This is a genomic window from Flavobacterium sp. WC2416 (genome assembly GCF_041200095.1).
Lineage (GTDB): Bacteria > Bacteroidota > Bacteroidia > Flavobacteriales > Flavobacteriaceae > Flavobacterium.
The window spans coordinates 897,845-922,910 of record NZ_CP165626.1 but is presented as its reverse complement, the minus strand read 5'-3'; the positions used below and the strand labels follow the sequence as shown (position 1 = coordinate 922,910).

The 25,066-nt window shown below is 32.8% G+C and carries 21 protein-coding genes; 8 read left to right on the top strand and 13 right to left on the bottom strand.

The annotated features are described in order from the left end of the window. The 7 genes from pstA to AB3G39_RS03815 all read right to left on the bottom strand — a co-directional run bounded on the left by pstA (window position 1) and on the right by AB3G39_RS03815 (window position 8,109). The gene (gene pstA, locus AB3G39_RS03845) at window positions 1-879 is read right to left on the bottom strand and encodes a phosphate ABC transporter permease PstA (RefSeq protein ID WP_367772322.1); all 879 of its coding nucleotides are present in this window, start codon (window positions 877-879) and stop codon (window positions 1-3) included. Window position 880: 1 nt separating this feature from the next. Next, on the bottom strand, window positions 881-2,089 hold the full coding sequence (gene pstC, locus AB3G39_RS03840) for a phosphate ABC transporter permease subunit PstC (RefSeq protein WP_367772323.1): 1,209 nt from the start codon (window positions 2,087-2,089) through the stop codon (window positions 881-883). A 185-nt stretch (window positions 2,090-2,274) separates the two neighbouring features. Next, window positions 2,275-3,141, bottom strand: coding sequence for a PstS family phosphate ABC transporter substrate-binding protein (locus AB3G39_RS03835; RefSeq protein WP_367755603.1), 867 nt, complete (start codon window positions 3,139-3,141; stop codon window positions 2,275-2,277). A gap of 141 nt (window positions 3,142-3,282) precedes the next feature. Further along, window positions 3,283-4,494, bottom strand: coding sequence for a porin (locus tag AB3G39_RS03830; protein ID WP_369766070.1), 1,212 nt, complete (start codon window positions 4,492-4,494; stop codon window positions 3,283-3,285). Window positions 4,495-5,058: 564 nt separating this feature from the next. Beyond that, window positions 5,059-6,069, bottom strand: a complete 1,011-nt coding sequence (locus AB3G39_RS03825) for a hypothetical protein (protein ID WP_369752665.1) — start codon at window positions 6,067-6,069, stop codon at window positions 5,059-5,061. A 221-nt stretch (window positions 6,070-6,290) separates the two neighbouring features. Beyond that, window positions 6,291-7,358: a sensor histidine kinase gene (locus AB3G39_RS03820; protein ID WP_367772329.1), complete on the bottom strand. Its 1,068-nt coding sequence runs from the start codon at window positions 7,356-7,358 to the stop codon at window positions 6,291-6,293. A gap of 67 nt (window positions 7,359-7,425) precedes the next feature. Then, window positions 7,426-8,109 (bottom strand): response regulator transcription factor, encoded by a 684-nt coding sequence (locus tag AB3G39_RS03815; RefSeq protein ID WP_367755611.1) that lies wholly within the window; start codon window positions 8,107-8,109, stop codon window positions 7,426-7,428. 177 nt (window positions 8,110-8,286) lie between these two features. Between AB3G39_RS03815 and AB3G39_RS03810 the strand changes: the two genes are divergently transcribed. The 4 genes from AB3G39_RS03810 (at window position 8,287) to AB3G39_RS03795 (ending at window position 14,033) form a co-directional block, all read left to right on the top strand. After that, entirely contained in the window at window positions 8,287-11,034 is a 2,748-nt protein-coding gene (locus AB3G39_RS03810; protein ID WP_369766069.1) for a TonB-dependent receptor domain-containing protein, read from the top strand. Window positions 11,035-11,266: 232 nt separating this feature from the next. Continuing rightward, window positions 11,267-12,481: a hypothetical protein gene (locus AB3G39_RS03805; protein WP_369766068.1), complete on the top strand. Its 1,215-nt coding sequence runs from the start codon at window positions 11,267-11,269 to the stop codon at window positions 12,479-12,481. 109 nt (window positions 12,482-12,590) lie between these two features. Then, window positions 12,591-12,929 carry a T9SS type A sorting domain-containing protein gene (locus tag AB3G39_RS03800; RefSeq protein ID WP_369766067.1) on the top strand — a complete coding sequence of 113 codons (339 nt, stop codon included), beginning with the start codon at window positions 12,591-12,593 and terminating at the stop codon, window positions 12,927-12,929. A gap of 123 nt (window positions 12,930-13,052) precedes the next feature. Continuing rightward, complete coding sequence (locus AB3G39_RS03795; RefSeq protein ID WP_369766066.1) at window positions 13,053-14,033, top strand: acyl transferase; 981 nt, start codon at window positions 13,053-13,055, stop codon at window positions 14,031-14,033. Window positions 14,034-14,077: 44 nt separating this feature from the next. Here the strand turns inward: AB3G39_RS03795 and tyrS are convergent, their stop codons facing one another. Further along, a complete protein-coding gene (tyrS, locus tag AB3G39_RS03790) occupies window positions 14,078-15,376 on the bottom strand; it encodes a tyrosine--tRNA ligase (protein ID WP_369766065.1) in 1,299 nt (432 codons plus the stop codon). A gap of 93 nt (window positions 15,377-15,469) precedes the next feature. Between tyrS and AB3G39_RS03785 the strand changes: the two genes are divergently transcribed. Continuing rightward, window positions 15,470-16,474, top strand: a complete 1,005-nt coding sequence (locus tag AB3G39_RS03785) for an NAD-dependent epimerase/dehydratase family protein (protein WP_369766063.1) — start codon at window positions 15,470-15,472, stop codon at window positions 16,472-16,474. On the opposite strand, the gene AB3G39_RS03780 is transcribed toward AB3G39_RS03785, so the two are convergent. The 3 genes from AB3G39_RS03780 to AB3G39_RS03770 are packed head-to-tail and all read right to left on the bottom strand — an operon-like array spanning window position 16,466 to window position 19,052. Continuing rightward, entirely contained in the window at window positions 16,466-16,963 is a 498-nt protein-coding gene (locus AB3G39_RS03780; protein ID WP_367755625.1) for a DUF4296 domain-containing protein, read from the bottom strand. The two genes, AB3G39_RS03785 and AB3G39_RS03780, sit on opposite strands and share 9 nt — an antisense overlap. A 10-nt stretch (window positions 16,964-16,973) precedes the next feature. After that, window positions 16,974-18,314: a dihydroorotase gene (locus AB3G39_RS03775; protein WP_367755627.1), complete on the bottom strand. Its 1,341-nt coding sequence runs from the start codon at window positions 18,312-18,314 to the stop codon at window positions 16,974-16,976. 12 nt (window positions 18,315-18,326) lie between these two features. After that, window positions 18,327-19,052 (bottom strand): polyprenol monophosphomannose synthase, encoded by a 726-nt coding sequence (locus tag AB3G39_RS03770; RefSeq protein ID WP_367755629.1) that lies wholly within the window; start codon window positions 19,050-19,052, stop codon window positions 18,327-18,329. A gap of 104 nt (window positions 19,053-19,156) precedes the next feature. Between AB3G39_RS03770 and AB3G39_RS03765 the strand changes: the two genes are divergently transcribed. From AB3G39_RS03765 to AB3G39_RS03755, 3 genes are all read left to right on the top strand, one after another. Then, complete coding sequence (locus AB3G39_RS03765; protein ID WP_367772342.1) at window positions 19,157-19,828, top strand: DUF4271 domain-containing protein; 672 nt, start codon at window positions 19,157-19,159, stop codon at window positions 19,826-19,828. Window positions 19,829-19,841: 13 nt separating this feature from the next. Continuing rightward, window positions 19,842-20,591, top strand: a complete 750-nt coding sequence (locus AB3G39_RS03760; RefSeq protein WP_367755633.1) for a uroporphyrinogen-III synthase — start codon at window positions 19,842-19,844, stop codon at window positions 20,589-20,591. 162 nt (window positions 20,592-20,753) lie between these two features. Next, the gene (locus tag AB3G39_RS03755; protein ID WP_367755635.1) at window positions 20,754-21,224 is read left to right on the top strand and encodes an Lrp/AsnC family transcriptional regulator; all 471 of its coding nucleotides are present in this window, start codon (window positions 20,754-20,756) and stop codon (window positions 21,222-21,224) included. A gap of 66 nt (window positions 21,225-21,290) precedes the next feature. On the opposite strand, the gene AB3G39_RS03750 is transcribed toward AB3G39_RS03755, so the two are convergent. After that, window positions 21,291-21,980, bottom strand: a complete 690-nt coding sequence (locus tag AB3G39_RS03750) for a zinc metallopeptidase (protein ID WP_367755637.1) — start codon at window positions 21,978-21,980, stop codon at window positions 21,291-21,293. A gap of 174 nt (window positions 21,981-22,154) precedes the next feature. Next, window positions 22,155-25,034 carry a leucine--tRNA ligase gene (gene leuS / locus AB3G39_RS03745; protein ID WP_369766062.1) on the bottom strand — a complete coding sequence of 960 codons (2,880 nt, stop codon included), beginning with the start codon at window positions 25,032-25,034 and terminating at the stop codon, window positions 22,155-22,157. Window positions 25,035-25,066: the final 32 nt, after the last annotated feature.

Here is a 25,066-nt window from a genome sequence, read left to right as displayed (position 1 = left end):
TTAATTCGTTTTTACTTTTTTTCCATAATATTTACGAAGTGCATTCGCTAATAAATTAGAAATTAATACAATTATAATTAAAACAAGTGCTGTACCATATGCCATAGCTCTTGAAGCTTCTATATTAGTTCCACTAGTTGAAATCACATATAAATGATAAGGCAAAGCCATTGCTTGGTCAAAAATTGACGTTGGTAATTTTGGTAAAAAATAGGCTGCTACTGTAAATAAAATTGGAGCAGTTTCTCCAGAAACTCTTCCTATAGATAAAATTAATCCAGTAATAATGTTTGGGAATGCTATAGGAAATACAATCTTACTTGTCGTTTCCCATTTACTTGCCCCTACTCCATAACTCGCTTGTCTAAAAGTATCTTCAACTGCTTTCAATGACTCCTCAGTAGTTCTAATAACAATTGGTAAAACTAACAATCCTAACGTTAATCCACCTGCTAAAATAGAATCCCCAAAACCCATTTTATTTACAAATAATGACATTCCAAAAAGTCCAAAAACGATTGACGGTACACCTGCAAGATTGTTTGTCATTTGTTTGATTATTTTCTTTATCCAGCCATCTTTTACATATTCATTCATATAAATTGCTGCCAAAACACCAACTGGAAAAGCAAATACCATACTTACTAAAACTAAGCAAAGCGTACCAACTATTGCTGGAAAAATTCCGCCTTCTGTCATTCCATTTTTAGGCATTTCAGTAATAAACTCCCAACTGATTACACCAATGCCTTTTACCACAATAAAAGCTAATATTACGAATAAAAGAGCAACTATCGCATAACTAGTAACACTAAATATACCAAAAGCAATATTTTGATTTCTTCTTTTCCTCTTTGCTAAACTACTTTGTTGACTCATTTTAATGTTTTTTATGAGATTTTCTATTTGTAACAACCTCTACTAGCATATTTATTATAAAAGTGATAATAAATAAAATACAACCCAAAGCAAATAAAGCCTCATAATGCAAACCACCATTTGGAGCCTCACCTAATTCAGCAGCAATAGTTGCAGGGATAGTACGTACTGGTTCAAGAAGCGTATGAGGAATTACAGCTGCGTTACCTGTAACCATCAAAACAGCCATCGTTTCTCCAATGGCACGACCAATACCTAATATTGCGCCCGCAGTTATTCCCGAAGCGGAATTTGGAATTACAATTTTATAAATGGTTTGCCACTTGCTTGCACCCAAAGCTAAACTCGCTTCTTTCATAGCACGAGGCGTATTGCGCATAGCATCTTCAGAAATAGTAATAATAGTTGGCAAAGCCATAATAGCTAGAACTACACTACCTGCCAGTCCTGTTTCTCCAACAGGTAAATTAAAAGTACTTTGAATTAACGGAACAATGATTACCAACCCAAAAAAACCATAAACAACTGATGGAATCCCTGCAAGTAACTCAATAAGTGGCTTTAGAAGACTACGTGTTCTTTTCTTAGCAATTTCACTTAAGTAAATAGCTGCCGCTAATCCTATAGGCAAAGCCAATAAAATAGCACCAAAACTAACCCACAAAGTACCGTATATTAATGGCTTTACTCCCATTTGTGCTATAGGCTGTGCCGTAGGAAACCACTCTTCCCCTGATAAAAATTCAGAAACTTTAATTTTATCAATATCTAACTCTCTTCCCTTAAAATCTTTTGCTTTATACTTATCAGAAAAAAATGCAATTATACCTGGTGTTTTTGCTATAAGTTCATTGATTTTATCAGGAAAGAATTCAAAGTTTTTCCCTAATTCTTCATCAGTATAATAATCAGTTATATCTCCCGCTCTAAATAAAACAATTGGTTCATTCTTGCCTCCAAGCTGACTCCAATTGGTGATTTTTTGATCATAAATATCTTTTATCTCTGAAGGTTTTAGTTTTTTAACTGGATTATCAACTGACACTGCTAATAAAAATCCATCATCAATGGGTTTTTTACTAAAAACTCCAGCTCCTTCAATAAATAGAAAAAAGACAATCAAAATAACTGTAATACTAGTAGCAGCACTACTTAGCATTAAAATTGTTTCAATAACCTTTTCTTTAATCTGTTTAAAATTTGTTTTCAAATCAGTATATTTTATTTTTAGCAAAACTACGCTAGGTAAACGTCCCTAATGTTTTCACATCATTATCCTTATGTTAACTTAATGTTAAGCGATTGTAATGGCTTTTAAAAGTACAACTCTTTTTTTTAATAAAAAAAGGCCGTCTTAAATAAGACGGCCGTTCTTCATTTATAAATTAACCTTTATTAATTCAATGGTACATAACCTACTTCTGAAACCACTTTTTGTCCTTCAGGTGAAAGTGCAAAATCAACAACAGACTTTACTTTTGCTGCATTAGTTTTATCAAACATATAAAACAATGGTCTAGAAATTGGATATGATTTATCTTTCGCACTTGCTACAGATGGCTCAATAAAAGTTTTACCTTGGTCATAAGAAACAGCCAATTGTTTTACTTCTTTAGTCTCATAAGCTAATCCAATATACCCAATAGCTCCCTTAGTTTGACCAACCGCTTGAACGATAGCCCCAGTAGCTGGTAAACTTAAAATGTTAGTTGCGTAATTTTTCTTTTCCATTACTTCCTCCTTAAAGAACTCATACGTACCAGAAGAAGATTCTCTTGAATAAGCTACAATTTTCGCATCTTCACCACCTACTTCTTTCCAGTTTTTAATTTCACCTGTAAAGATTTTTTCTAATTGCTCACGTGTCAATTGAGAAACTTTGTTAGCTGGATTTACAATAACAGTTAATGCATCATAAGCAATAACCACTTCTTCAATATCTTTTTTTAATTCAGCGAATTTTAATTTCTCTTCTGTTTTCATGTCTCTTGAAGCCATTGCAATATCAGTAGTACCATCAATCAAAGCTGTCAAACCAACACCTGAACCACCACCTACAACAGTAACACTAACGTCCGAATTTGATTTCATCAAATCTTCAACTTCTTTTTGAGCCAAAGGTAAAACAGTATCGCTTCCTTTCATCGTAATAGACACACTAGCTGCTTTAGCTTCAGTTCCTTTATCTTCAGTTTTTGCTTTACCGCAACTTAACATCCCTATTAAAGGTAACATTAAAAATAATTTTGTGTTATTTTTCATAATGGTTTTTTAAATTTTTGACAAATGTACTAACTCTATGTTAAGCTAATATTAAGTAAGTATTATCCAATCTTTATTTTTTTTCTAAAAATACAATTGAAAACTAAAAAACCGCTTAAAAACGGTTCTTTATTAAAATAGCTATATTCCTATCTCCACTTGTACACGAGCATACCAGCTACCAGAAGTATTTCCTGTATAAAACTTTTCATTTTCATACGAAAATTCAGTCTGAATTTTTAATTTGTGATCTAAAATATATTTAGACAAACTGATTGCATACTCATCTACATTAGGACTTATTGTTTCAATATCTGCACCCAGTTTTTGAGTAGAATACCTACCCGCTAATGAATATTTAGAAGGAAACACATAACTTAATTGCGTATCAACTCCATGACCTACAAAAACTGCTTGTTTTTTAGTGACATCTAAAGGATTCACAGTAATTGCATTATCCGTCATTCTAGACATATAAGCTGTTGATGCCGTCCATCCATTGTATTTAAACATCGCGTCAAAAAATACTGATTGTAATGTTCTCGCTTCAAATAGATCATTACCTAATTGGCCTTGAGATCTACCTGCATTATTGTTTTGACTAAAAGCCCCTGATAGCATTAATTTTGGCGTTTTCTCTCTCATTAAATCCCCTTCAAAATGAGATCCGTTTTTTGTAAAAGAACCTAGAGGAAACAATTCAACTTTACCTGTTAAGGAAATACCATCATTTAAACTTTTAGTATAATTTCTACCTTCCCCTTTTGTAATAGCTCCTTTTAATGCATACGAAAAGTGATTTGCATCTTCTTTTGAATAATCAAGAAACAAACCAAAATCACGATCTATGTTAAACTTTGAATTGTTAATTGTACGATCTGTAAATTCTAAAGATCCTGATGAAACTACCCTTTGATTGTTTCCTGGTAACTTTGTTTGTCCAAATCCAATTGTCCAATTTTTTGCAGGTTTGTAAAAAAGCACCCCGTCCAGAATTACATTTCCACTATTTCCAGATAATGCCATGTCTCTTGCAGAAAATCCAAGTTCCACCTTATACCCGAACTTAGGATTATACACAAAACCATCTAGTTTTAATCTCATTCTTCTAATTTCTCCCTCAACAACACCCGTTTCTCCTTCACTTTTATGAAACCCTGCTCTACTTTGAATTCTAAAGCCTATATTCACCTGAAACAAACTATCTTTTGCGGTAAACCCTAGTTTTTTACCCGAATTTAGGTATTGTGTAGACTCTGTTTTTTTGTCTGTTATCTTTTTTTCAACTGTACCTTCCTGAGCTGATGCAATAAAAGAAAACACCAGCATGATACTTAATAAAAAATTTTTCATTTTAACAATTTGTTATTTTATTATTATTTTGGTGCAAAACTAATGTTAATTAAAGCCTCAGATATTAAGACAAGGTTATCATAATGAAAAGTAATCGTGATATAACTAATAAAAAACAATGAAAATCAGCAATAAAACAACTCCATATAACAAAAAAATCTAGTAAATACAGTGCTTTACAACCTATATTTTAGTTAACATTATATTAACATTGGTAAAAAAAACACTTGATTTACCAGTTTTCATTTATAAGTATTTTCTTTAATAAACCTAAAAAACAAAAAAAGTGTGTCGTTTTAAACAACGACACACTTTTTTTAAGTAGTAAAAATCTTATTATTTTATTGTTTCCATTAATTTCACAAAGGTCAATTTAAACAACACTACGCTTTCTTTTTAAATAAATAGAATTTTAAATTTCTTTGCAACTTCTCCATTGCAGAAATAAATTTAAAAAGTCACCAACAGCATTTTATAAATTCTGTTGGTGACTTTTATATAAAACTAAATTTAAGCAACCCTAATTTAGCATCCCTAAAAAAATATAATTTTTATAAAAAAGACTTATAAATTAAACTCTGCATTTATAAATACTTTTGACTGAGAAGGTACACCAGATTGCTCAAAATTATACCCTTGATAATCTAATGCCAATTTCAATCCTTTAGAAGGAGCATATTGAAAACCCGTAATCATTAAATTACCATCTTTAGCTGCATTCCAAACAGTTGTTGCTCCAGATAACATATTTGATTTCTCGTGATCAAAACGACCAAATATTTCGATTTTCTTGTTTATTACATAAGTTGAATAAAAAGACACAACTCTTAATTCATGGTCAACAGCAGGAACTGCAAAAGATGTACCGTTTAACAATTGATTGTATTCCGCACCAAATCTAAATTTACCCGTATTATATCCTGCAAATAACGCCATTGTTGTAACTGCTTTAGATCCAGTTGCGCTTTGAGTATCGAAATATACTTTTGTTATCAAACCTTTTATCGGAGTATAAACTAAACTACTCCCAATTCTTTGATTACCATTAGTATCCTGTATGTTTCTAAAACCTTCACCATTGACAACAAGAACATTCCATTTCAAATTTTTAGTTAAAGTAAATTCAGCATTAACACCTAAATCAGCACTACTACCTATTCCGTCTAGATCATCAGAAACTCTATATATATAACGGTAACCCCAAAAATCTTCTTGATCATTAAATTGTTTCAAACCAATCATACCCATACTCAGTTTTACACCAGTGGCTACTTTCCAGTCTAATTGTGCTATTTTCAAAAACGCAGTATAAGCACTACCTGCTGTATTATTTCCTACATCAAATATAACTTTAGCAGCTATTTTATCGCTAAAATCATATTTATAACCCAAATAGGCTCTGTCTAATGCAAAGGCACTTTTTTTGACTGCATTAGGAGTAAAATCTTGGCTGTAATTCCAAAATACTTTGAAAATAGGTGCGCCACTTGGGACAAAATCTTTATCAGCAGTTTGAGCCATTAATGACAATGACGAAATAAAGAAAACACATAAAAATAACGAGATATTTTTCACAATAATTTTTTTTGATTTTATTGTGCAAATATCCTATTTTATGTTAAGCTAATTTAAAATTTATGTTATTTTATTACGTCCTAAATGTTATTAAATTGTTACCAAATTTTTATAACATACTTACGTACAAAAATTTAGCACACATTAAAAAATTTAGATCAAATAATAAAACCCAATGTTTATACTAATTAAGTGACTAAATATTTCATTATGAAAAGGGATTATTTAACCTGTTTTACTACTTTTTCAAGGGTAAAAGAAAATTCAGATCCAATACCAAATTCACTTTCCACATAAATTTTTTCTTTATGTGCTTCTATGATGTGTTTTACTATTGCTAAACCTAAACCGGAGCCACCCTCTGAACGAGATCCACTTTTATTCACTCTATAAAAACGTTCAAAAAGTCTAGGGATATTTTGTTTTTCAATACCTTCTCCATCATCACTAACACGAACCAACACTTTTTCTTTAGTCAAGTTTACTACTGCAACTTCGGTGGTACCATTTACTTTTCCGTATTTAATTGAATTAACAATTAAATTTTCAATGATTTGTTGAATTCGATCTTTGTCTCCTCTAACTAAGTTAGGTAAAATATGATAGTTTTCGAAAGCCAAAGTAATCTTCTTCTTTTCAGCTTTCATTTCTAATAAGTCAAAAACATTTTGAATTAATTCTACAATATCAAATTCAGAATATTCAAGATTAAGATCCCCAACTTCCAATTTGGTAATCATATCTAAATCTTCTACAATATAAATAAGACGTTCCACTCCTTTTTCGGCACGCTTTAAATATTTTTTTCGAATCGCTTTATCATCCATCGCTCCATCCAGCAATGTAGATATATAACCCTGTACTGTAAATAATGGTGTTTTAAGCTCGTGCGATACATTTCCCAAAAATTCTCTTCGGTATTCCTCTCTCACTTGAAGTAATTCTATCTCCAATTTTTTATCGGTGGCAAATTTTCGTACTTCCCTAGTCAGGGTTTCCATATCTGTGGTGATGGGCTGATTGATAAAGCTGCTGGACTCTAATAATGACACTTCATCATAGATCTTTTTTACACGTCTATATATAAAACGTTCTACCCTATATTGCAAAACAATAAATGAAAAAACATAAAGGATTAAGGTAAAAATAAAACCAAACAACCACAGCTTTTGTATAGTATAATTAAATATAGAAGTCACCAAAAGCATTACAAATCCTGTTGAAAAAAGACTGATATATAAAGCAGATTTTACGGCAAACTTATAGGTTTTTTTAAAACTTAATTTCATTTATTACTTGCATTGTTTTTTTAACTAAGAATAGAATTGAGATTATTCGAATTAATAATCACTCTAACTATACTTCAAACTTGTATCCAACTCCTTTTATTGTTTTAAAAAGATCTTCTCCAATTTTTTCTCTAAGTTTTCTAATATGTACATCTATTGTTCTACCACCTACTACAACTTCATTTCCCCAGACTTTATCCAGAATTTCGTCGCGCTTAAATACTTTTCCAGGTTTAGAAGCTAATAAATAAAATAATTCAAATTCTTTTCTAGGCAAAGCAATTTCAATATTGTCTTTAACTATTTTATATTCTTCTCGATTTATTTCGATTCCACCTACATTAAGTGTTTCGCTATTTTGCTCTTTTTCTTTCAATCGACGCAATAAAGCTTTCACTTTACTAACCAATAACTTTGGTTTTATGGGTTTTGTTATATAATCATCAGCTCCTGCGTCAAATCCAGCAACCTGAGAATAATCTTCACTCCTTGCTGTTAAGAAAGTAATGATTACATTAGATAATTCTGGAATCTTTCTAATATTCTCACAAGCTTCCATTCCATCCATTTCAGGCATCATCACATCCATTATGATTAAGTCTGGTAATTCTTTTTTTGCTTTTGCAATTGCTTCTTTACCATTTGAAGCGGTAAAAATTTGATACCCTTCTTGATTCAGATTATATCCTACGATTTCTAAAATATCCGGTTCGTCATCAACCAATAAAATCTTTGTGTGTTTTTTCTTCATTTGAGCAAATTTACGCTTACGAATGTAAATATAACAATAAATGAATTGTTAAAAATAACTATTAACCGTAATTTAATTTGGTAACTATTTAGTAATACTGTGGAAACAAAATCTTAATAACCCAGTAACACGAACTTTACAAAGACACTATTACTTTGCAAAAAATTAAACACAATTATGAAACTGAAATTATTCATTTTAACGCTTTTTATCAGTACCCTAACTTTTGCACAAACTAAAGGTACTATTTCTGGAGTACTAACTGATAAAGATTCAAACAACGAAACATTACCTTTTGCTAACGTATTATTAAAAGGCACATCTATAAATGCAACGACCGACATTGATGGAAAATACACTGTAAATGCACCAGCAGGAAATTATGTAATACAATTTAGCTTCATTGGCTATGAATCTATAGAAATTCCAGTTATCGTTAAAAGTGGCGAAACTATTGCACTTAATCAAGCACTTGGTTCTTCTAGTTACAAATTAGACGATGTTGTTATTACAACAAATGTAAACAAGCAAAAAGAGACCGCTCTATTATTAGATCAAAAGAATGCTGTTGAGATAAAACAAAGTATTGGCTCTCAAGAACTAGCTAGAAAAGGCGTTAGTGATGTTGCTACAGCTGTCACAAAAACTACTGGAATAACTAAACAAGAAGGATCTGGAAATATTTTTGTAAGAGGATTAGGAGACCGTTATAATTCAACTACAATGAATGGATTACCTATACCATCAAACGATCCTGAAAAGAAAAACTTAAATCTTGAAATTTTCTCCACTGACATCGTTGAGTATATTTCAATAGACAAGGTATACAATGGTAAAATCTACGGAGATTTTGCGGGTGGAAACGTAGATATTATTTCAAAAGATTACAAAGGAAGTGGTTTTTTAAAATTAGACATTGGAACAAAAGTAAATACGAATGCTTTAGCCGAAAACAATTTTAAACTTCAAGGTGGAATGAGCAGAACGGGGTTTACAAAAAAAGGAATCCCTACCAATGCATTAACACAATATAACTACAGCTCTCTAAAAATGCAAGACTATACTCCAATTGCAAGTTCATTTGGAATTTCTGGAGGAAAATCATTTGATGTAGGTTCAGAAGGAAAACTTAGCTTTTTTGCAACAGCATCATTCAATAACGATTTCTCATCTAAAAGTAATGGAACTGCAAAGGCAAGTGTAAATGGTAACGGAATCACTAATAAAAACTTCGAAAAATATAGCGAAATGAAATATGAAACCAATACTACTGGAATGGCTAATATTGGTTACAAAATAAACAATAATAACAAAGTAAGTTTCAATACACTTTATATCAATACTTCTACGCAGTCAAAAGAAGAGTATTATGGGTACATTGTAGATATCGCTAACGATGGAAACGGTTTAATTCGTCGTTTCAATTATGAGAAAAATAGTTTATGGATTAACCAAATATTAGGAGACCACAAGATTGGGGATCGTTCTAAATTAAATTGGGGTGTTTCATACAACATCATTGACGGAAGCATGCCAGACAGAGTTCAAAATATTTTCAGAAAAGAAGCTACTGGATATCAATTATCAAGTATTTCAGCTCCAGACAATCACAGGTATTTTCAAAAATTAAAAGAAGACGAACTAGCTGCAAACGCTTCATATGATTATAAATTCAGTAAAAATGCATCAGGTGATTTTCTAGGAAAAATTACAGTGGGTGCAAATGAAAGAATTAAATCAAGAGGTTTTCAAGCAACTCAATTCAACTTTAAGGCTAACAATGGGTACACCAATACTGTTGTAGATCCAAATAACCTAGATTTGTTTTATAACCAAGATAATTTCAATAATGGCTATTTTTCTATAGCAACATTTCGTGGTAATTCACAAGTATTTAATGCATTAGATCCTCAAACTTACGGTGGCGACCAGATAATCCATGGTGCTTTCTTAAATACGGAATATACATTCAATAAGTTAACTGCAATAGTAGGCTTAAGAGGAGAACAAATTACTCAAAAAGTAAATTGGTACACTCAGTTAGGTGGTATTGGTAATGATAAATTGGAAAAAACAGCGTTTTTACCAAGTGTAATCATGAAGTATGAATTAAACGATAAACAAAATTTACGTTTAGGAGCAAGTAAAACGTACACTTTACCTCAGTTTAAAGAAAGAGCATTATTTGTTTACGAAGAAGTATTACAAGTAAAAGTAGGAAATCCATTCTTGTATGAATCTGATGATTATAACTTAGACCTTAAATGGGAAATGTTCCCTAAAAGTGATGAACTAATTTCGGTTACTGCTTTTGGAAAATATATTTTGAACCCAATGAACGAAGTAACAATTTCTTCTTCTTCAAATGATATCTCATTTATCAATACAGGAGATTATGGATATGTTGCGGGTGGAGAAATTGAGTACAGAAAACAACTTTTTAATTTTGACACTGAAAATTCTAAAAAACTATCCGCTGGTATTAACGCTTCTTATTTATATAGCAACCAAGAACTAAATGCTGGAAAGGTAAATAGTGAAACCAACTACCAAGTTGACTTTACAAATAAGAAAAGTAAATTTACAGGAGCATCTGATTTACTATTAAATGCCGACTTAACTTTATTTAACGAATGGAATAATAAAAACAGCAACCTAAACACAACTTTAGCTTACTCTTACTTTTCAGACAGAGTAAATGCTATTGGAACAAATGGTAAAGGAGATTTAGTAGACAAAGCATTTGGCTCATTAGACTTTATCGCAAAATCTAAACTTACTGAACAATTAGGACTAGGATTAGTAGTGAAAAACATTTTAGACCCGTCAATCAATAGAGTACAAGAAAATGCTACTGGTGATGTAAATGTACTTTCATATAAAAAAGGGATGACATTAAGTCTAAGTCTGAACTATCAATTTTAATTAAAAAATCAAAATAAGGAACTTATAAAGAACAGCTAATTGCTGTTCTTTTTTTTTACTCAATTCTTTAAGAAATCACAAAAGCAACAAACCATAAGGTTACTTAAATAACATTGGCTTAATGTTCAATTGTCCTTTTATTAAACAAACAATTACATTTAGATAACATCCAAAAAAAGTTCTTATTGCATCTTTGTACCAACAAAATAACTAAAATATTATTTAAAGAATCATGAAAAAAACAACTTTAAAATTATTCGGATTTTTAGCATTAACTGCAGGTTTAATGACTAGCTGTTCATCTAATGACACTCCTACACCTACTACACCTCCTTCTTCAACTTTTGTTGCTGACGCAACAAATTTCCAAGGAACGATATCTGACGGTGAAGTAACTTTAGACGCGACAAAAACATACAAATTAACAGGTAAAATTCAAGTAAACAGCGGAGCAACATTAATTATTCCTGCTGGAACAGTTATCGAAGGTACAGGTGGAACTTCTGCATATATAGCAATTGCTCAAGGTGGAAAACTAAATGTAAACGGTACAGCTGCTAAACCAGTTGTTATGACTAGTGGATTAACTACTAAAAAAGCTGGAGACTGGGGTGGATTAGTTATCTGTGGTAAAGCACCAATCAACCGTGTAACTGGTGGAACAAGTACTGCTCAATCAGAAGTAGCTGACTTAAGTTACGGTGGAACTGTTTCTAATGACAATTCAGGATCAATCAAATACCTTAGAATTGAATATGCTGGAGCTGCTTTTAACAGTGAAAAAGAATTTAACGGACTTTCATTATTTGGAGTTGGTTCAGGAACTACAATTGACTATGTAGAATTTTTCCAAGGAGCTGATGATGGAGTTGAATTTTTTGGAGGAACAGTAAATACTTCAAACTTAATTTCTATCGGAAATGAAGATGATCAATTTGACTGGACTGAAGGATGGTCTGGAACAAACACAAACTGGTACGGAAAATTAGATTTTGGAAAAGGGAATAGAGGAATCGAAGCAGATAACTTTGAATTAGGATATTCTAACACTCCTATCGCTAACCCTTCTATCACTAACTTAACTCTTGTAGGACCTGGTAGCACTCCAACAACTGGAACATGGTTAGAAAATGATGCAATGAAATTAAGAAGAGGAACTAAAGGGATTTTTACAAACTTAGTATTTAGCGGATGGGCTGTAGGTTTCAACGTTGAAAATGACGAAACTATTGCTTGGATTCCTACTGCTTTAAAAGCAGTTAATGTTAACTTCATCGCAGATGTTGCTGTAAAAACTAAAGGAAAATTAAATGCTGTAGCACCTGCAACTAGCGGAGTTAGTGTTGATGTTTCTGCAATTGTAACTGCAGAATCTACAACTGCAACTGGAGCTGGAAATGGAGTTGGAATGCCAGCTTGGGCTGCTGGATGGTCTGTAGGTTTCTAATCTAAAAAGAACCAAATTTATATTAAAAACACCTTTCAATATGAAAGGTGTTTTTTTTTGGTATAGTATTTGTATTTTTTTAGTATATTTACTAAACAAAATTAAGCTGATGGCAAAAAATTACTTTTATACTATACTCTTATTGGTTTTTTTCTTTTCCATGAGCACTAACGCTCAAGATGTAAAGCAACAACCAAAAACTCAAGAAACTTCTGTTATTGAAGGTTTGAACTTGTACCCAAACCCTGTGAGCAATGGTAAAGTATACATTTCTACAAAAAATGACTTAGAGAAAGAAGTTATCATTTTTGACCTCCTTGGAAAAAAAGTACTTCAAACTACGATCAGCTCAAGAGAGTTAAGCATCCCAAACATTTCACCTGGTGTTTATATTATCAAAATAAATGAAAACAATGCTTCGGCAACAAGGAAGCTCATCGTAAGATAAAAATTACTTAAAAAAACATAATTTAAAAGCTTCAATTGAAATTGAAGCTTTTTTTATTTTATAGCCTTACTCATTTAGAACTATTAAAGCGTTTTTAAAATTTATACCTTTGTAAAAAAAAACTTGATTACAACTGACACTATATTTGCAATTTCTGGTCAAAAGCAATTTGAAAAAATAGCTTTAAAAGTATTCCGTTTTCAATATGAGAATAACTTGGTCTATAAAGAATTTTGTAACTTATTGAATGTTGAAGTTTCAAAAGTAAAATCAATACAACAAATTCCATTTTTACCTATTCAATTTTTCAAAAGCCACCAAGTTCTATCCAACACAAATGCTATTGAAGAAACATTTACAAGTAGTGGTACAACAGGAATGATCACTAGTAAACATTTAGTGACAGATGCTTCCATATATGAAGAAAGTTATCGAAAAGCGTTTTCGGAATTTTATGGAAACATTGAAGACTATGTTGTCTTAGCTCTATTACCTTCTTACCTAGAAAGAGAAGGCTCTTCATTGATTTATATGGTCGAAGATTTAATTCAATTATCAAAACATCCTGAAAGCGGTTTTTACCTTCATAATCATGATGAATTAATCCAGAACCTCATCACATTAGATCAATCAGGTCAAAATGTCATCTTGATTGGTGTTACCTATGCATTATTAGACTTAATAGAAAAACAGTCCTTTCAATTACAGAATACAATTATCATGGAAACGGGCGGGATGAAAGGGAAACGCAAAGAAATGATTCGCGAGGAACTTCATGAACAACTGTGCAATGGTTTTGGAGTACCTGCAATCCATTCTGAATATGGTATGACTGAATTACTCTCTCAAGCTTATTCGTTGGGTAACGGAGTCTTTGAATGCCCTTCTTGGATGCAAATCCACATTCGTGATACCGAAGATGCTTTGACTTATATTGAAAACGGAAAAACTGGCGGAATCAACGTCATTGATTTGGCTAACATTAATTCCTGTTCCTTTATTGCCACACAAGATTTAGGCAAAAAAAATCCCAACAACTCTTTCGAGGTATTGGGACGTTTTGATAATTCGGATATTCGAGGTTGTAATTTAATGGTTTTGTAAAAGTTGATGCGGTTATTTGTTTAATCGGTTATCCGAATAAACAGTTAAACAATCCTTACCACAAAATAATTTTTCTTCCCACTTTGCAACAATACAAATTGATTGTTAATTAAATCTTTTGAAGACAAAACAAAGTCCTCTTTTACTTTTTCTTTATTTACTGAAATTGAATTTGCCGTTAAAGCGCGTCTGGCTTCCCCATTCGATTTAAAAAACCCTGTTTTATCATTTAAAACAGTGATAATATCAATTCCAGCGTCCATTTCATTTCTCGCAATTTCAGCTTGAGGAACCCCGTCAAAAACTTCCAAGAAAGTAGCTTCATCTAGTTCCTTCAAATCATCAGCAGTCGCGTTTCCAAATAAAATAGCCGATGCTTTTATCGCTTTCTCTAGGTCTTCTTGAGAATGAACAAAAACGGTTAACTCTTCAGCTAATTTGCGTTGTAATACTCTTAAATGAGGCGCTGTTTTATGTTCTTCAATTAAGCTATCGATTGAATCTTTATCTAAAAATGTGAAGATTTTAATATATTTCTCCGCATCAACATCAGTCGTGTTCAACCAAAATTGGTAGAATTTATAAACCGAAGTTTTATCAGTAGTCAACCAAACATTTCCACCTTCAGATTTTCCAAATTTAGAGCCATCTGCTTTCGTAATTAAAGGGCAAGTCATCGCATACGCTTTAGCTTCCTCCCCTACATTCATACGACGAACTAATTCCGTTCCAGTTGTGATATTTCCCCATTGATCAGAACCTCCCATTTGTAACAAACAGTTGTACTCTTTATGTAAATGGTAAAAATCATACCCTTGAATCAATTGATACGTAAACTCGGTAAATGACATCCCTTCTCCTTCACCCGCTAATCTTTTCTTAACAGAATCCTTAGCCATCATGTAGTTTACCGTAATTCTTTTACCCACATCACGAGCAAAATTAATAAAGGATAAATTTTTCATCCAGTCGTAATTATTTACTAAAACTGGAGCATTTATCTCATTCGAATTAAAATCCAAAAACCGTGATAAAACACTTTTTATACCTTCAACATTATAGTTTAATGTGGCTTCATCTAATAAGTTTCGCTCATCCGATTTTCCTGATGGATCTCCAATCATTCCAGTTGCGCCTCCTACTAAAGCAATAGGTTTATGTCCAAAGTTTTTTAAATGAACCAAAAGAATTATAGGAACTAAACTCCCAATATGCAATGAATCTGATGTGGGATCAAATCCGATGTAAGTCGTAGTCATTTCTTTCAAAAGTTGTTCTTCTGTTCCAGGCATGATATCGTGAACCAATCCACGCCATTGTAATTCGGAAATAATATTTTTCATTTTCTAAAAATCAATTTTCACAAAGATAGTTTTAATTGCATAATTTGAAAATCAATCGGTCTAAAAATCAAACAATCTATTTATCTTTACAAAATGGTATTAGTAACAGGAGGAACAGGGTTAGTAGGAGCGCATTTACTGCTGCATTTAATAGAATCTGGAAGCACAGACAATAAAAAAATACGCGCCACTTATCGTGAACTAAAAAGCATCCAAAAAACAAAATCTTTATTTGAAAGTTACAATAAAGCCCCTTTATTTGATGCTATCGAATGGATAAAAGCTGATATTATAGACGTTCCTTCGTTAGAAGAAGCCTTTCAAGAAATTGAATATGTATATCATTGTGCTGCCGTAATTTCATTTGACCCAAAAGACGAAGCCCTTTTACGAAAAACCAATATCGAGGGGACTGCAAATGTGGTTAACTTATGTCTTGTCAATAAAATTAAAAAATTATGTCATGTAAGTTCTACAGCTGCACTTGGTGATTTAACTGGAAATGAATTAATTATTACTGAAGAAACGGAATGGAATCCCGAAAAACCCCATAGCGATTATGCTATTTCAAAGTATGGTGCCGAAATGGAAATTTGGCGTGGGCAACAAGAAGGACTAAACGTTATAATAGTCAATCCAGGCGTCATTATAGGTCCTGGTTTTTTAAATCAAGGAAGCGGACAATTATTTGAAAAAATAAGAAACGGATTGTCATTTTACACCACCGGTTCCACTGGATTTGTCGCCGTAAGTGATGTGGTTAAAATCATGACACAATTGATGAAAAGTACTATTACAAACCAACGGTTTACAGTAATTTCTCAAAATATAATTTTTAGAGATCTACTAAATATGATTTCGGACGCTTTGAATACAAACAGACCTAAACATCATGCCAATCCTTTTTTATTAAGTCTTGCTTGGAGAGCAGATTGGTTTTTATCAAGTATTTTTCAGAGCAAAAGAAAAATCACTAAAGCAACTGCCAAAGCATCTTATTCCATAAATGAATATTCGAATGAAAAGGTAAAAACTGCCTTAGAATATCATTTTCAAGAAGTGGAAGAGTATATTAAAAAAATTACCCCTTTATTTTAAAATGTGATAATCCGTTAAAACAGTATCTCTTCGAGTGTTATTTTTATTAACGGTACTGATTTTCTTTTTCAAGGAATCTCCTTTTTTAGACAAAGGATTCGTTATGCCTTTTATGGAATCTAATTTTATTTTATTCTTGTTCTCCACCTTTACTAGTGAATCTACAATCACTTTCCTACTGTCAATTCGCTTAATTACTTGATCAAACATCCCTTTGTATTCCACATAATTTGAGGCATAATAGACATTACTTTGCGCAAATTGAAGACTGTCAATTTTATATTTTTTATAAATATAATCTGGAGCGTTTATTTTATTAGTGTTTAAAGACGTCGGGTTTTGGTACTTAATCGCTTCTAAAAGTGCCAAATCATACATAATATTCACCATCTTCCCTTTTTCAATAAGACCCTCCGGTTTAGTAATCACTTCCTCTTTACAACTCAGAAATGTGACTACAATTAATAAAAATGACAGCAGCTTTTTCATCTATTTTCTTTTAACGATCAAATAACAATCTTTTTCCAGCACGAATCTCTTTCACTTTAAAAGCGGCATAAACTAATCTTCCATTTACAAAAGTATGGGTAACTCTTGACTTAAAAGTAAAGCCCATAAACGGAGACCAACCACATTTAGCCAAAATATTTTCTTTCTTTACACTCCAAGGAAGGCCAGCATTTACAATAACTAAATCCGCATAATATCCTTCTTTTATAAATCCGCGTTTCTCAATTTTGAAAATTTTTGCCGGATTATGGCACATTTTTTCCACAATCTTCTCCACACTTATTTTTCCTTGATGAAACGCTTCAAACATAGCCACGACAGCATGTTGAACTAAAGGACCTCCCGAAGGTGCTTTTAAGTACGATTGTTTCTTCTCCTCCAATGTATGTGGTGCATGATCCGTAGCAATCACATCAATTCTATCATCGAGTAACGCTTCCCAAAGTACTTTTCTATCATTAGCAGTTTTTACTGCAGGGTTCCATTTTATAAGATTTCCTTTGGTTGCATAATCATCATTGGTAAACCACAAATGATGCACACAAACTTCGGCAGTAATTTTCTTTTGTTCTAATGGAATTTTATTGGTAAATAAATCCATTTCTTTTGCAGTCGAAAGATGAAAAATATGCAAACGAGCACCCGTTTTCTTGGCTAAAGCAACTGCTTTAGAAGAAGAAATATAACAAGCCTCTTCTGATCGAATAAGGTGATGTGCCGTAACAGGTACATCGTCGCCATACTCTGCTATATATTTTTCCAAATTATTCTTAATTGTCGCCTCATCTTCACAATGAACAGCAATAAGCATCGGAGTACTTGAAAAAATCTTTTCTAAAGTAGCTTCGTTATCCACCAACATATTTCCTGTTGAAGAACCCAAAAATATTTTTATTCCAGCAACATTCTTAGGATTTGTTTTTAAAACTTCTTCCAAATTATCATTGGTAGCCCCCATCATAAACGAATAATTCGCATAGGACTTTTCAGCAGCAATTTGGTATTTTTGTTCTAATATTTCTTGAGTAACTGCATTAGGAACCGTATTAGGTTGCTCAATGTAAGAGGTGATTCCTCCCGCAACAGCTGCTCTGGATTCCGATTCAATATCCCCTTTGTGAGTCAATCCTGGCTCTCTAAAATGAACTTGATCATCAATAGCTCCAGGCATCAAATAGTTACCTTCAGCATCGATAATAACATAATCAGATGACTTGGCACTTATGCTTTCTGAAATCTCAACAATTAAGTCATTCTCAATTAAAACATCGCCTTCAAAAATTACCCCTTCATTTACTATTTTGGCATTCTTAATTAAAACCCTATTCATTGTATATTTTTCTTATAAACTATTAACTAATTTTTTTAATCGCAGAGAAATCACTCCAAACACAGCTTCAACAATAATTGAATTACTCATTTTGGATTCTCCTTTTGTTCTATCTGTAAAAATTATCGGCACTTCAACGATGCTGAATTTTTTACAAAAAGTACGGTATTTCATTTCAATTTGAAAGGCATAACCAACAAATCGGATTTTATTGAGGTTAATTCCCTCAAGGACTTCTCTTTTATAACAGACAAAACCCGCAGTAGCATCATGAATTTTCATTCCCGTGATAATACGCACGTAAACAGAGGCAAAATAAGACATTAAAACTCTGTTTAAAGGCCAGTTAACCACATTTACTCCAGTAACATATCGAGATCCTATAGCTAAATCTGCATTGCCAAAATGGCAAGCATTATATAACTTTTCTAAATCGTTAGGGTTGTGAGAAAAATCAGCATCCATTTCAAAAATAAAGTTGTATTTTCTCTCCAATGCCCATCTAAAACCATGAACATAAGCAGTTCCTAAACCTGATTTCTTTTTTCTGTTTTCCAAAAATAATCGACCATCAAACTCTTTTTGCAGTAAAACAACCTTGTCTGCAGTTCTATCTGGAGAATTATCATCAACAATAAGAATATGAAAAGGCTTGTGCTGTGAAAGCACCGATCTGATAATGCTTTCGATATTTTCAATTTCGTTATAGGTTGGAATTATAACAATACAATCGTTCATATATCTCGTAATTTCACCGCAAAAGTAACCTTTTTATGCGATTTGATTCATAATAAATTTATAATAAAAAGATTGATATAAAAAATTAGTAATTTTGCACCATTATGATTGATCACTTACTTCATCCAAGGATAACTGAAAACAAAGATTGGGCAACTGCTTTGTTTGTTTTGGCTTTTGCTATAATTGCCTTTACCAAATCTGTTTATGAAAACCGTTTTGAGGATTTTATGAATTTAATCTTCTCTGATAAATACTCAAAGGTTTACAGAGATAGTAGCAACTTAAATAGCAGCTTTACCATTTCATTATTCTTTGTACAAGTAATTTCGTTTGCTTTTTTCATACAGCTCTCATTAAGCGTTTTAGGCAATGCCTCAAAGACGGATTGGCTCCTGTACATCCAAATAGTTACTTTTTTAATTTTCTTTATTTTAGCCAAATATTTGATTGAAAAAATCATTGCTACCGCATTCAATATTGAAGAGTTTGTCGAACAATTTAACTTGCAAAAAGTAACTTATAGGACCTATATTGGCTTAATTATACTTCCTATCAGTGTTATTCTGTTTTATTACGATACAATCTCTAGAAATATTTTACTAATAATAATACTCATTTTCTTGATTTTCAATGTATTAGCTTATTTGATTTCAATAAAAAACTATCAAAATTTAATATTCGGTAAGTTGTTTTATTTTATTTTATATCTTTGCACTCTCGAAATAGCCCCTTATTTTTTTATGTATTATTGGTACACTAAAGGGGGCGCTTAGAAAACGTTAATATATGAAAGTGAAAACAATTTTGGTGTCACAACCCGAGCCTAAAGTAGAGAATTCTCCTTACTTTGAACTCCAACAAAAGCATAAAGTTAAAATTGATTTCAGACCTTTTATCCATATAGAAGGAGTTAATGCCAAAGAGATTAGACTTCAAAAAATCGATCTCAATCATTATACTGCAATTATTTTAACTAGTAGAAATGCGGTTGATCATTTTTTCAGAGTTGCTGATGAAATGCGTTACAAGGTACCTGAAGGATTGAAATATTTTTGTCAATCAGAAGCCGTTGCTTTTTACCTACAAAAATATGTCGTTTATAGAAAACGTAAAATTTATGTTGGACCTAAAGATTTCGCAGATTTATCTCCATTGATTAAAAAATATAAAGACGAAAAGTTTTTACTACCTGCTTCTGATCAATTGAATGCTGACGCGCCTATCACTTTAAACAATTTAAAAGTGGATTGGACTCAAGCTGTTTTTTACAAAACGGTAATGAGTGACTTATCTGATCTTGCTGATGTTTATTATGATGTATTGGCCTTTTTTAGTCCAACAGGAATTAAATCATTATATAAAAACTTTCCAAGCTTCGAGCAAAACAACACAAGAATTGCTGTTTTTGGTAGCACAACTCAAAAAGAAGCTTTGGATCACGGATTAAGAATTGATATTCTTGCTCCTACACCTGATACCCCTTCCATGACAATGGCCTTAGAAAAGTACATCATCGAAGCCAACAAAGGAAAATAAGATACTTTTATTTTACATACTACAAAAAGCCGCTATATTTGCGGCTTTTTGCATTTTAAATTTTAAATTAAAACCGAGCTAACACGAAACATATTCTTTTTTTATTTAATTTTGATTTACAATTATAACTAAAAATCATTTTTTGGTTCTAAAATTAAACTTATGAAAATAAATTCCCTTCAAGTTGAAATAGACGGTATAGACAAAGAGATTCTTAGAGATTTAATGAATGACGCCCGCAAACCCATTCTTCAAATCGCTAATAAAATTGGGATTTCAGGAGCAGCCATTCATCAACGATTGCGAAAATTAGAGCAGTCTGGTGTAATATCTGGTTCTAAATTTACAGTGAACCACAAAATATTAGGATATAACACTATGGCCTTTGTCGGAATATACCTTGATAAAGCGGCACGCAATCCAGAAGCCGTAAAAGATTTAAAAAAAATTCCCGAAGTACTAGAATGTCATTACACGACAGGAAACTGGTCCATACTAATAAAAATGATTTGCAGAGATAACGAACACTTAATGCAATTATTAAATACTAAAATTCAAGCTATCGAAGGGGTTTCAAGAACAGAAACCTTCATCTCCCTTGACCAACAAATCGACAGACAGATTCAACTTTAAATTAAATTACAGCAAAAAGCGCCTTGTTTAATAAACAAGGCGCTTTTTTTATTTTCGAGAAAGACATTAATTCCTTCTACTTCCTCCCATATAAATGGAGACATAATATAATAAAGTTGCAATAGAACCTAAAGCTGCTACCACATACGTTCTCGCAGCCCATTTTAACGCATCTTTTGCCCCTGCTTGTTCTTGTTGTGTAAGCATTCGTTTGTTCTCCAACCAAGCTAAAGCTCTATTACTCGCATCATACTCAACTGGCAATGTAATTATCGAAAATACAGTGGTTGCCGCAAACAATACGATTCCAACCAATAATAATTGTGGAAAGGTTTTCATCATTAAAATCCCTCCTAGTAAAATCCACTGCATATAGCTTGATGCCACATTTACAAATGGAACCAATTTAGAGCGCATGGTTAACCATTGATATCCTACAGCATGTTGTACCGCATGCCCACATTCGTGAGCAGCAACAGCTGCCGCAGCGGCATTGCGCTGATTGTAAACTGCTTCGCTTAGATTCACTGTTTTATCCATCGGGTTGTAATGATCTGTTAAACGACCCGAAACCGATATTACTCTCACATCACGAATTCCGTTATCAGCTAGCATTTTCTCAGCAATCTCAGCACCTGACATTCCGTTTTGCAAATGCAATTTTGAATATTGTTCAAATTTACTCTTTAGTCTTGAACTTACTAACCAGCTGAAAAGCATAATAGCTCCCGCAAGAATTAAATAACCCATTCCCATATTTTAGTGTTTTAGTTTTTATAAATTTACTAATGAAATAGCAAAATCTGAACCAAATTTAAAGAATGTCAATTTGACATCCGTTAAATAAAATCTAAATAAAAAAATCCAAATTCCAGCAGATGTGGAATTTGGATTTTGATATACAATCAATTTATGTAACGTAATAATAATTTACCCAACCAAATTAATAATTTTACCCGGAACAATAATCACCTTGTTTGGCGTTCTCCCTTCTAATTGCTTTATTGTTCTTTCGTCTTTCATAACGATTTCTTCAATTTGCTCCTTAGTTAAATCTAAAGGTAATACGATTGTGAAACGCATTTTCCCATTGAAAGAAACGGGATATTCTTTTTCTGATTCTACTAAATGTTTCGGCTCGAAAACAGGAAAAGGAACCGTAGCAATAGAACCTGTATTTCCTAATAATGACCATAATTCCTCCCCAATATGCGGCGCATAAGGCGAAATTACAATTGCTAATGGTTCTAGAATCGCACGAGAATGACATCCTTGAGTAGACAATTCATTCACACAAATCATAAATTGAGAAACCGAAGTGTTGAAAGAGAAATTCTCAATATCATCTGCTACTTTCTTAATGGTTTTGTGCAAGGTTTTTAAGTTGTCTTTTGTTGGTGCTTCATCAGTAACAATCATGTTGTGCTCATCAAAATACAAACGACACAATTTTTTCAAGAAACCAAAAACTCCCGAAATTCCTGCAGTATTCCAAGGCTTAGCTTGTTCAAGCGGTCCTAAGAACATTTCGTACAAGCGCAAAGTATCAGCACCATATTCATTACAAATATCATCCGGAGTCACGACGTTGTATTTCGATTTAGACATTTTCTCTACTTCGCGACCTACAATGTACTTACCGTTTTCATCACAAATGAATTCAGCATCTTTATAATCTTCTCTCCAAGCTTTGAATTTTTCAACATCTAATTCATCTGAAGAATTAACCATTGAAACATCTGCATGGATTGGTTGCACATTTTGTCCTTCGATTTTATTTTTAGAAACAAAGGTATTCGTTCCCTCCACTCTATAAACAAACGCACTTGTTCCCAAAATCATTCCCTGATTGATCAGTTTTTTGAATGGTTCTTCGGTAGGTGCAAAACCTTTGTCTTTTAAAAATTTATTCCAAAAACGAGAATACAATAAATGTCCTGTTGCATGTTCGCTTCCGCCAATATATAAATCAACGCTTTCCCAATACGCCAAGGCTTCTTTGCTTGCAAACTCCTTTTCATTGTGTGCATCCATATAACGCATCCAGTAAAATGAACTTCCTGCCCAACCTGGCATGGTGTTCAATTCTAATGGAAATATCGTTTTATGATCTACTAAATCCGTATTAACTACTTTATTTGTTGTTGTATCCCAAGCCCAAACCAAAGCATTTCCTAAAGGCGGCAAACCATCTTCAGTTGGTAAATATTTCTCTACTTCTGGCAAAACAATAGGCAAATGTTGTGCATCAATCATTTGCGGCAAGCCATTTACATAATAAACTGGAAAAGGTTCTCCCCAATAACGCTGACGAGAGAAAACGGCATCACGCAAGCGGTAATTGATTTTTCCGTATCCTTGATTTAATTTTTCTAAGGCTTCAATTGCTTTTTTAGTCCCTTCCTTATACGTCAACCCGTCTAAGAAATCAGAATTAGCAATAATCACATTGTCTTTGGATCCATAGGCCACTTCTGAAATATCAACATTTGCAAAAATATTTTTGATTGGCAACATTCCGCTTTGCCCTTTGAAGAAATTAGCAAAAGCATAATCTCTTTCGTCTCCGCAAGGAACGGCCATTACAGCTCCGGTTCCATATCCTGCCAAAACGTAATCCCCAATCCATACTGGAACCGGTTCTTTGGTAAACGGATGCTCCGCATAGGCACCAGTGAACACACCTGAAATGGTTTTCACATCCGCCATACGCTCTCTTTCGGAACGTTTTGATGATGCTACTATATATTCGTTTACTTTATCTGCATATTGTGTAGTGGTGATTTCTTGAACCAAAGGATGTTCTGGAGCTAATGTCATAAACGTTACTCCAAAAATAGTATCAGGACGCGTTGTAAAAACTTCGATCCCTCTTTCTTCTTGGCTCTTGTCTCCTGCTATCACCTTGAAAGTAACCATTGCTCCTACTGATTTTCCTATCCAGTTGCGCTGACTTTCTTTGATGCTTTCACTCCAATCGATATCATTTAATCCTTGCAACAAACGTTCTGCATATGCTGAGATTCGCATGCTCCATTGTGTCATTTTTTTACGAACTACAGTAAAACCACCACGCTCTGAAACACCATTTACAATTTCGTCATTAGCTAGAACTGTTCCTAATCCTGGACACCAGTTTACTTCGGTTTCTGCTAAATAAGTTAATCTATATTGTAATAGGATTTTTTCTTGTTCTTCTTTTGCTAAAGCATTCCATTCACTTCCAGAAAAAGGAACAATTTTATCATCACAAACGGCATTGACAGTTGCATTTCCTTCTTTTTCGAATATAGCAACCAAAGTCGAAATGTCTTCTGCTTTATCCGATGCGTTATTGTACCAAGAATTGAATAATTGGATGAAAATCCATTGCGTATGTTTGTAATAATCCGGATTTGAAGTTCGCACTTCACGACTCCAATCGAATGAAAAACCTATTTTATCCAATTGTTTTCTGTAACCTGCAATTTGATTTCCTTCTTTATCAAAACCACCGTCAATATTAACGCGAGTCGTATCTTCTGGACGTTGACCCGTTTGAATTGCATATTGTTCCGCTGGTAATCCAAAACTATCATAACCCATTGGGTGCAACACATTAAAACCTTGATGTCTTTTGTATCTTGAATATACGTCAGAGGCAATATAACCTAAGGGATGTCCTACGTGTAATCCTGCACCAGATGGATAAGGAAACATGTCTAAAACGTAATACTTTGGTTTTACAGAATTATTTGAAGCGGCAAATGTTTGATTTTCTGCCCAATACTTTTGCCACTTGGCTTCTATTTCGTTCGGATTGTATTTCATACTAGGAATTACTGAGTTACAAAGTAACTGAG

Excerpts from the sequence above, each read along its gene's own strand:
- pstA (WP_367772322.1), bottom strand. The coding sequence starts at position 879 with ATGAGTCAACAAAGTAGTTTAGCAAAGAGGAAAAGAAGAAATCAAAAT.
- AB3G39_RS03835 (WP_367755603.1), bottom strand. The coding sequence starts at position 3,141 with ATGAAAAATAACACAAAATTATTTTTAATGTTACCTTTAATAGGGATG.
- AB3G39_RS03830 (WP_369766070.1), bottom strand. The coding sequence starts at position 4,494 with ATGAAAAATTTTTTATTAAGTATCATGCTGGTGTTTTCTTTTATTGCA.
- AB3G39_RS03820 (WP_367772329.1), bottom strand. The coding sequence starts at position 7,358 with ATGAAATTAAGTTTTAAAAAAACCTATAAGTTTGCCGTAAAATCTGCT.
- AB3G39_RS03815 (WP_367755611.1), bottom strand. The coding sequence starts at position 8,109 with ATGAAGAAAAAACACACAAAGATTTTATTGGTTGATGACGAACCGGAT.
- AB3G39_RS03810 (WP_369766069.1), top strand. The coding sequence starts at position 8,287 with ATGAAACTGAAATTATTCATTTTAACGCTTTTTATCAGTACCCTAACT.
- AB3G39_RS03805 (WP_369766068.1), top strand. The coding sequence starts at position 11,267 with ATGAAAAAAACAACTTTAAAATTATTCGGATTTTTAGCATTAACTGCA.
- AB3G39_RS03800 (WP_369766067.1), top strand. The coding sequence starts at position 12,591 with ATGGCAAAAAATTACTTTTATACTATACTCTTATTGGTTTTTTTCTTT.
- tyrS (WP_369766065.1), bottom strand. The coding sequence starts at position 15,376 with ATGAAAAATATTATTTCCGAATTACAATGGCGTGGATTGGTTCACGAT.
- AB3G39_RS03785 (WP_369766063.1), top strand. The coding sequence starts at position 15,470 with ATGGTATTAGTAACAGGAGGAACAGGGTTAGTAGGAGCGCATTTACTG.
- AB3G39_RS03780 (WP_367755625.1), bottom strand. The coding sequence starts at position 16,963 with ATGAAAAAGCTGCTGTCATTTTTATTAATTGTAGTCACATTTCTGAGT.
- AB3G39_RS03775 (WP_367755627.1), bottom strand. The coding sequence starts at position 18,314 with ATGAATAGGGTTTTAATTAAGAATGCCAAAATAGTAAATGAAGGGGTA.
- AB3G39_RS03770 (WP_367755629.1), bottom strand. The coding sequence starts at position 19,052 with ATGAACGATTGTATTGTTATAATTCCAACCTATAACGAAATTGAAAAT.
- AB3G39_RS03765 (WP_367772342.1), top strand. The coding sequence starts at position 19,157 with ATGATTGATCACTTACTTCATCCAAGGATAACTGAAAACAAAGATTGG.
- AB3G39_RS03760 (WP_367755633.1), top strand. The coding sequence starts at position 19,842 with ATGAAAGTGAAAACAATTTTGGTGTCACAACCCGAGCCTAAAGTAGAG.
- AB3G39_RS03755 (WP_367755635.1), top strand. The coding sequence starts at position 20,754 with ATGAAAATAAATTCCCTTCAAGTTGAAATAGACGGTATAGACAAAGAG.
- AB3G39_RS03750 (WP_367755637.1), bottom strand. The coding sequence starts at position 21,980 with ATGGGAATGGGTTATTTAATTCTTGCGGGAGCTATTATGCTTTTCAGC.
- leuS (WP_369766062.1), bottom strand. The coding sequence starts at position 25,034 with ATGAAATACAATCCGAACGAAATAGAAGCCAAGTGGCAAAAGTATTGG.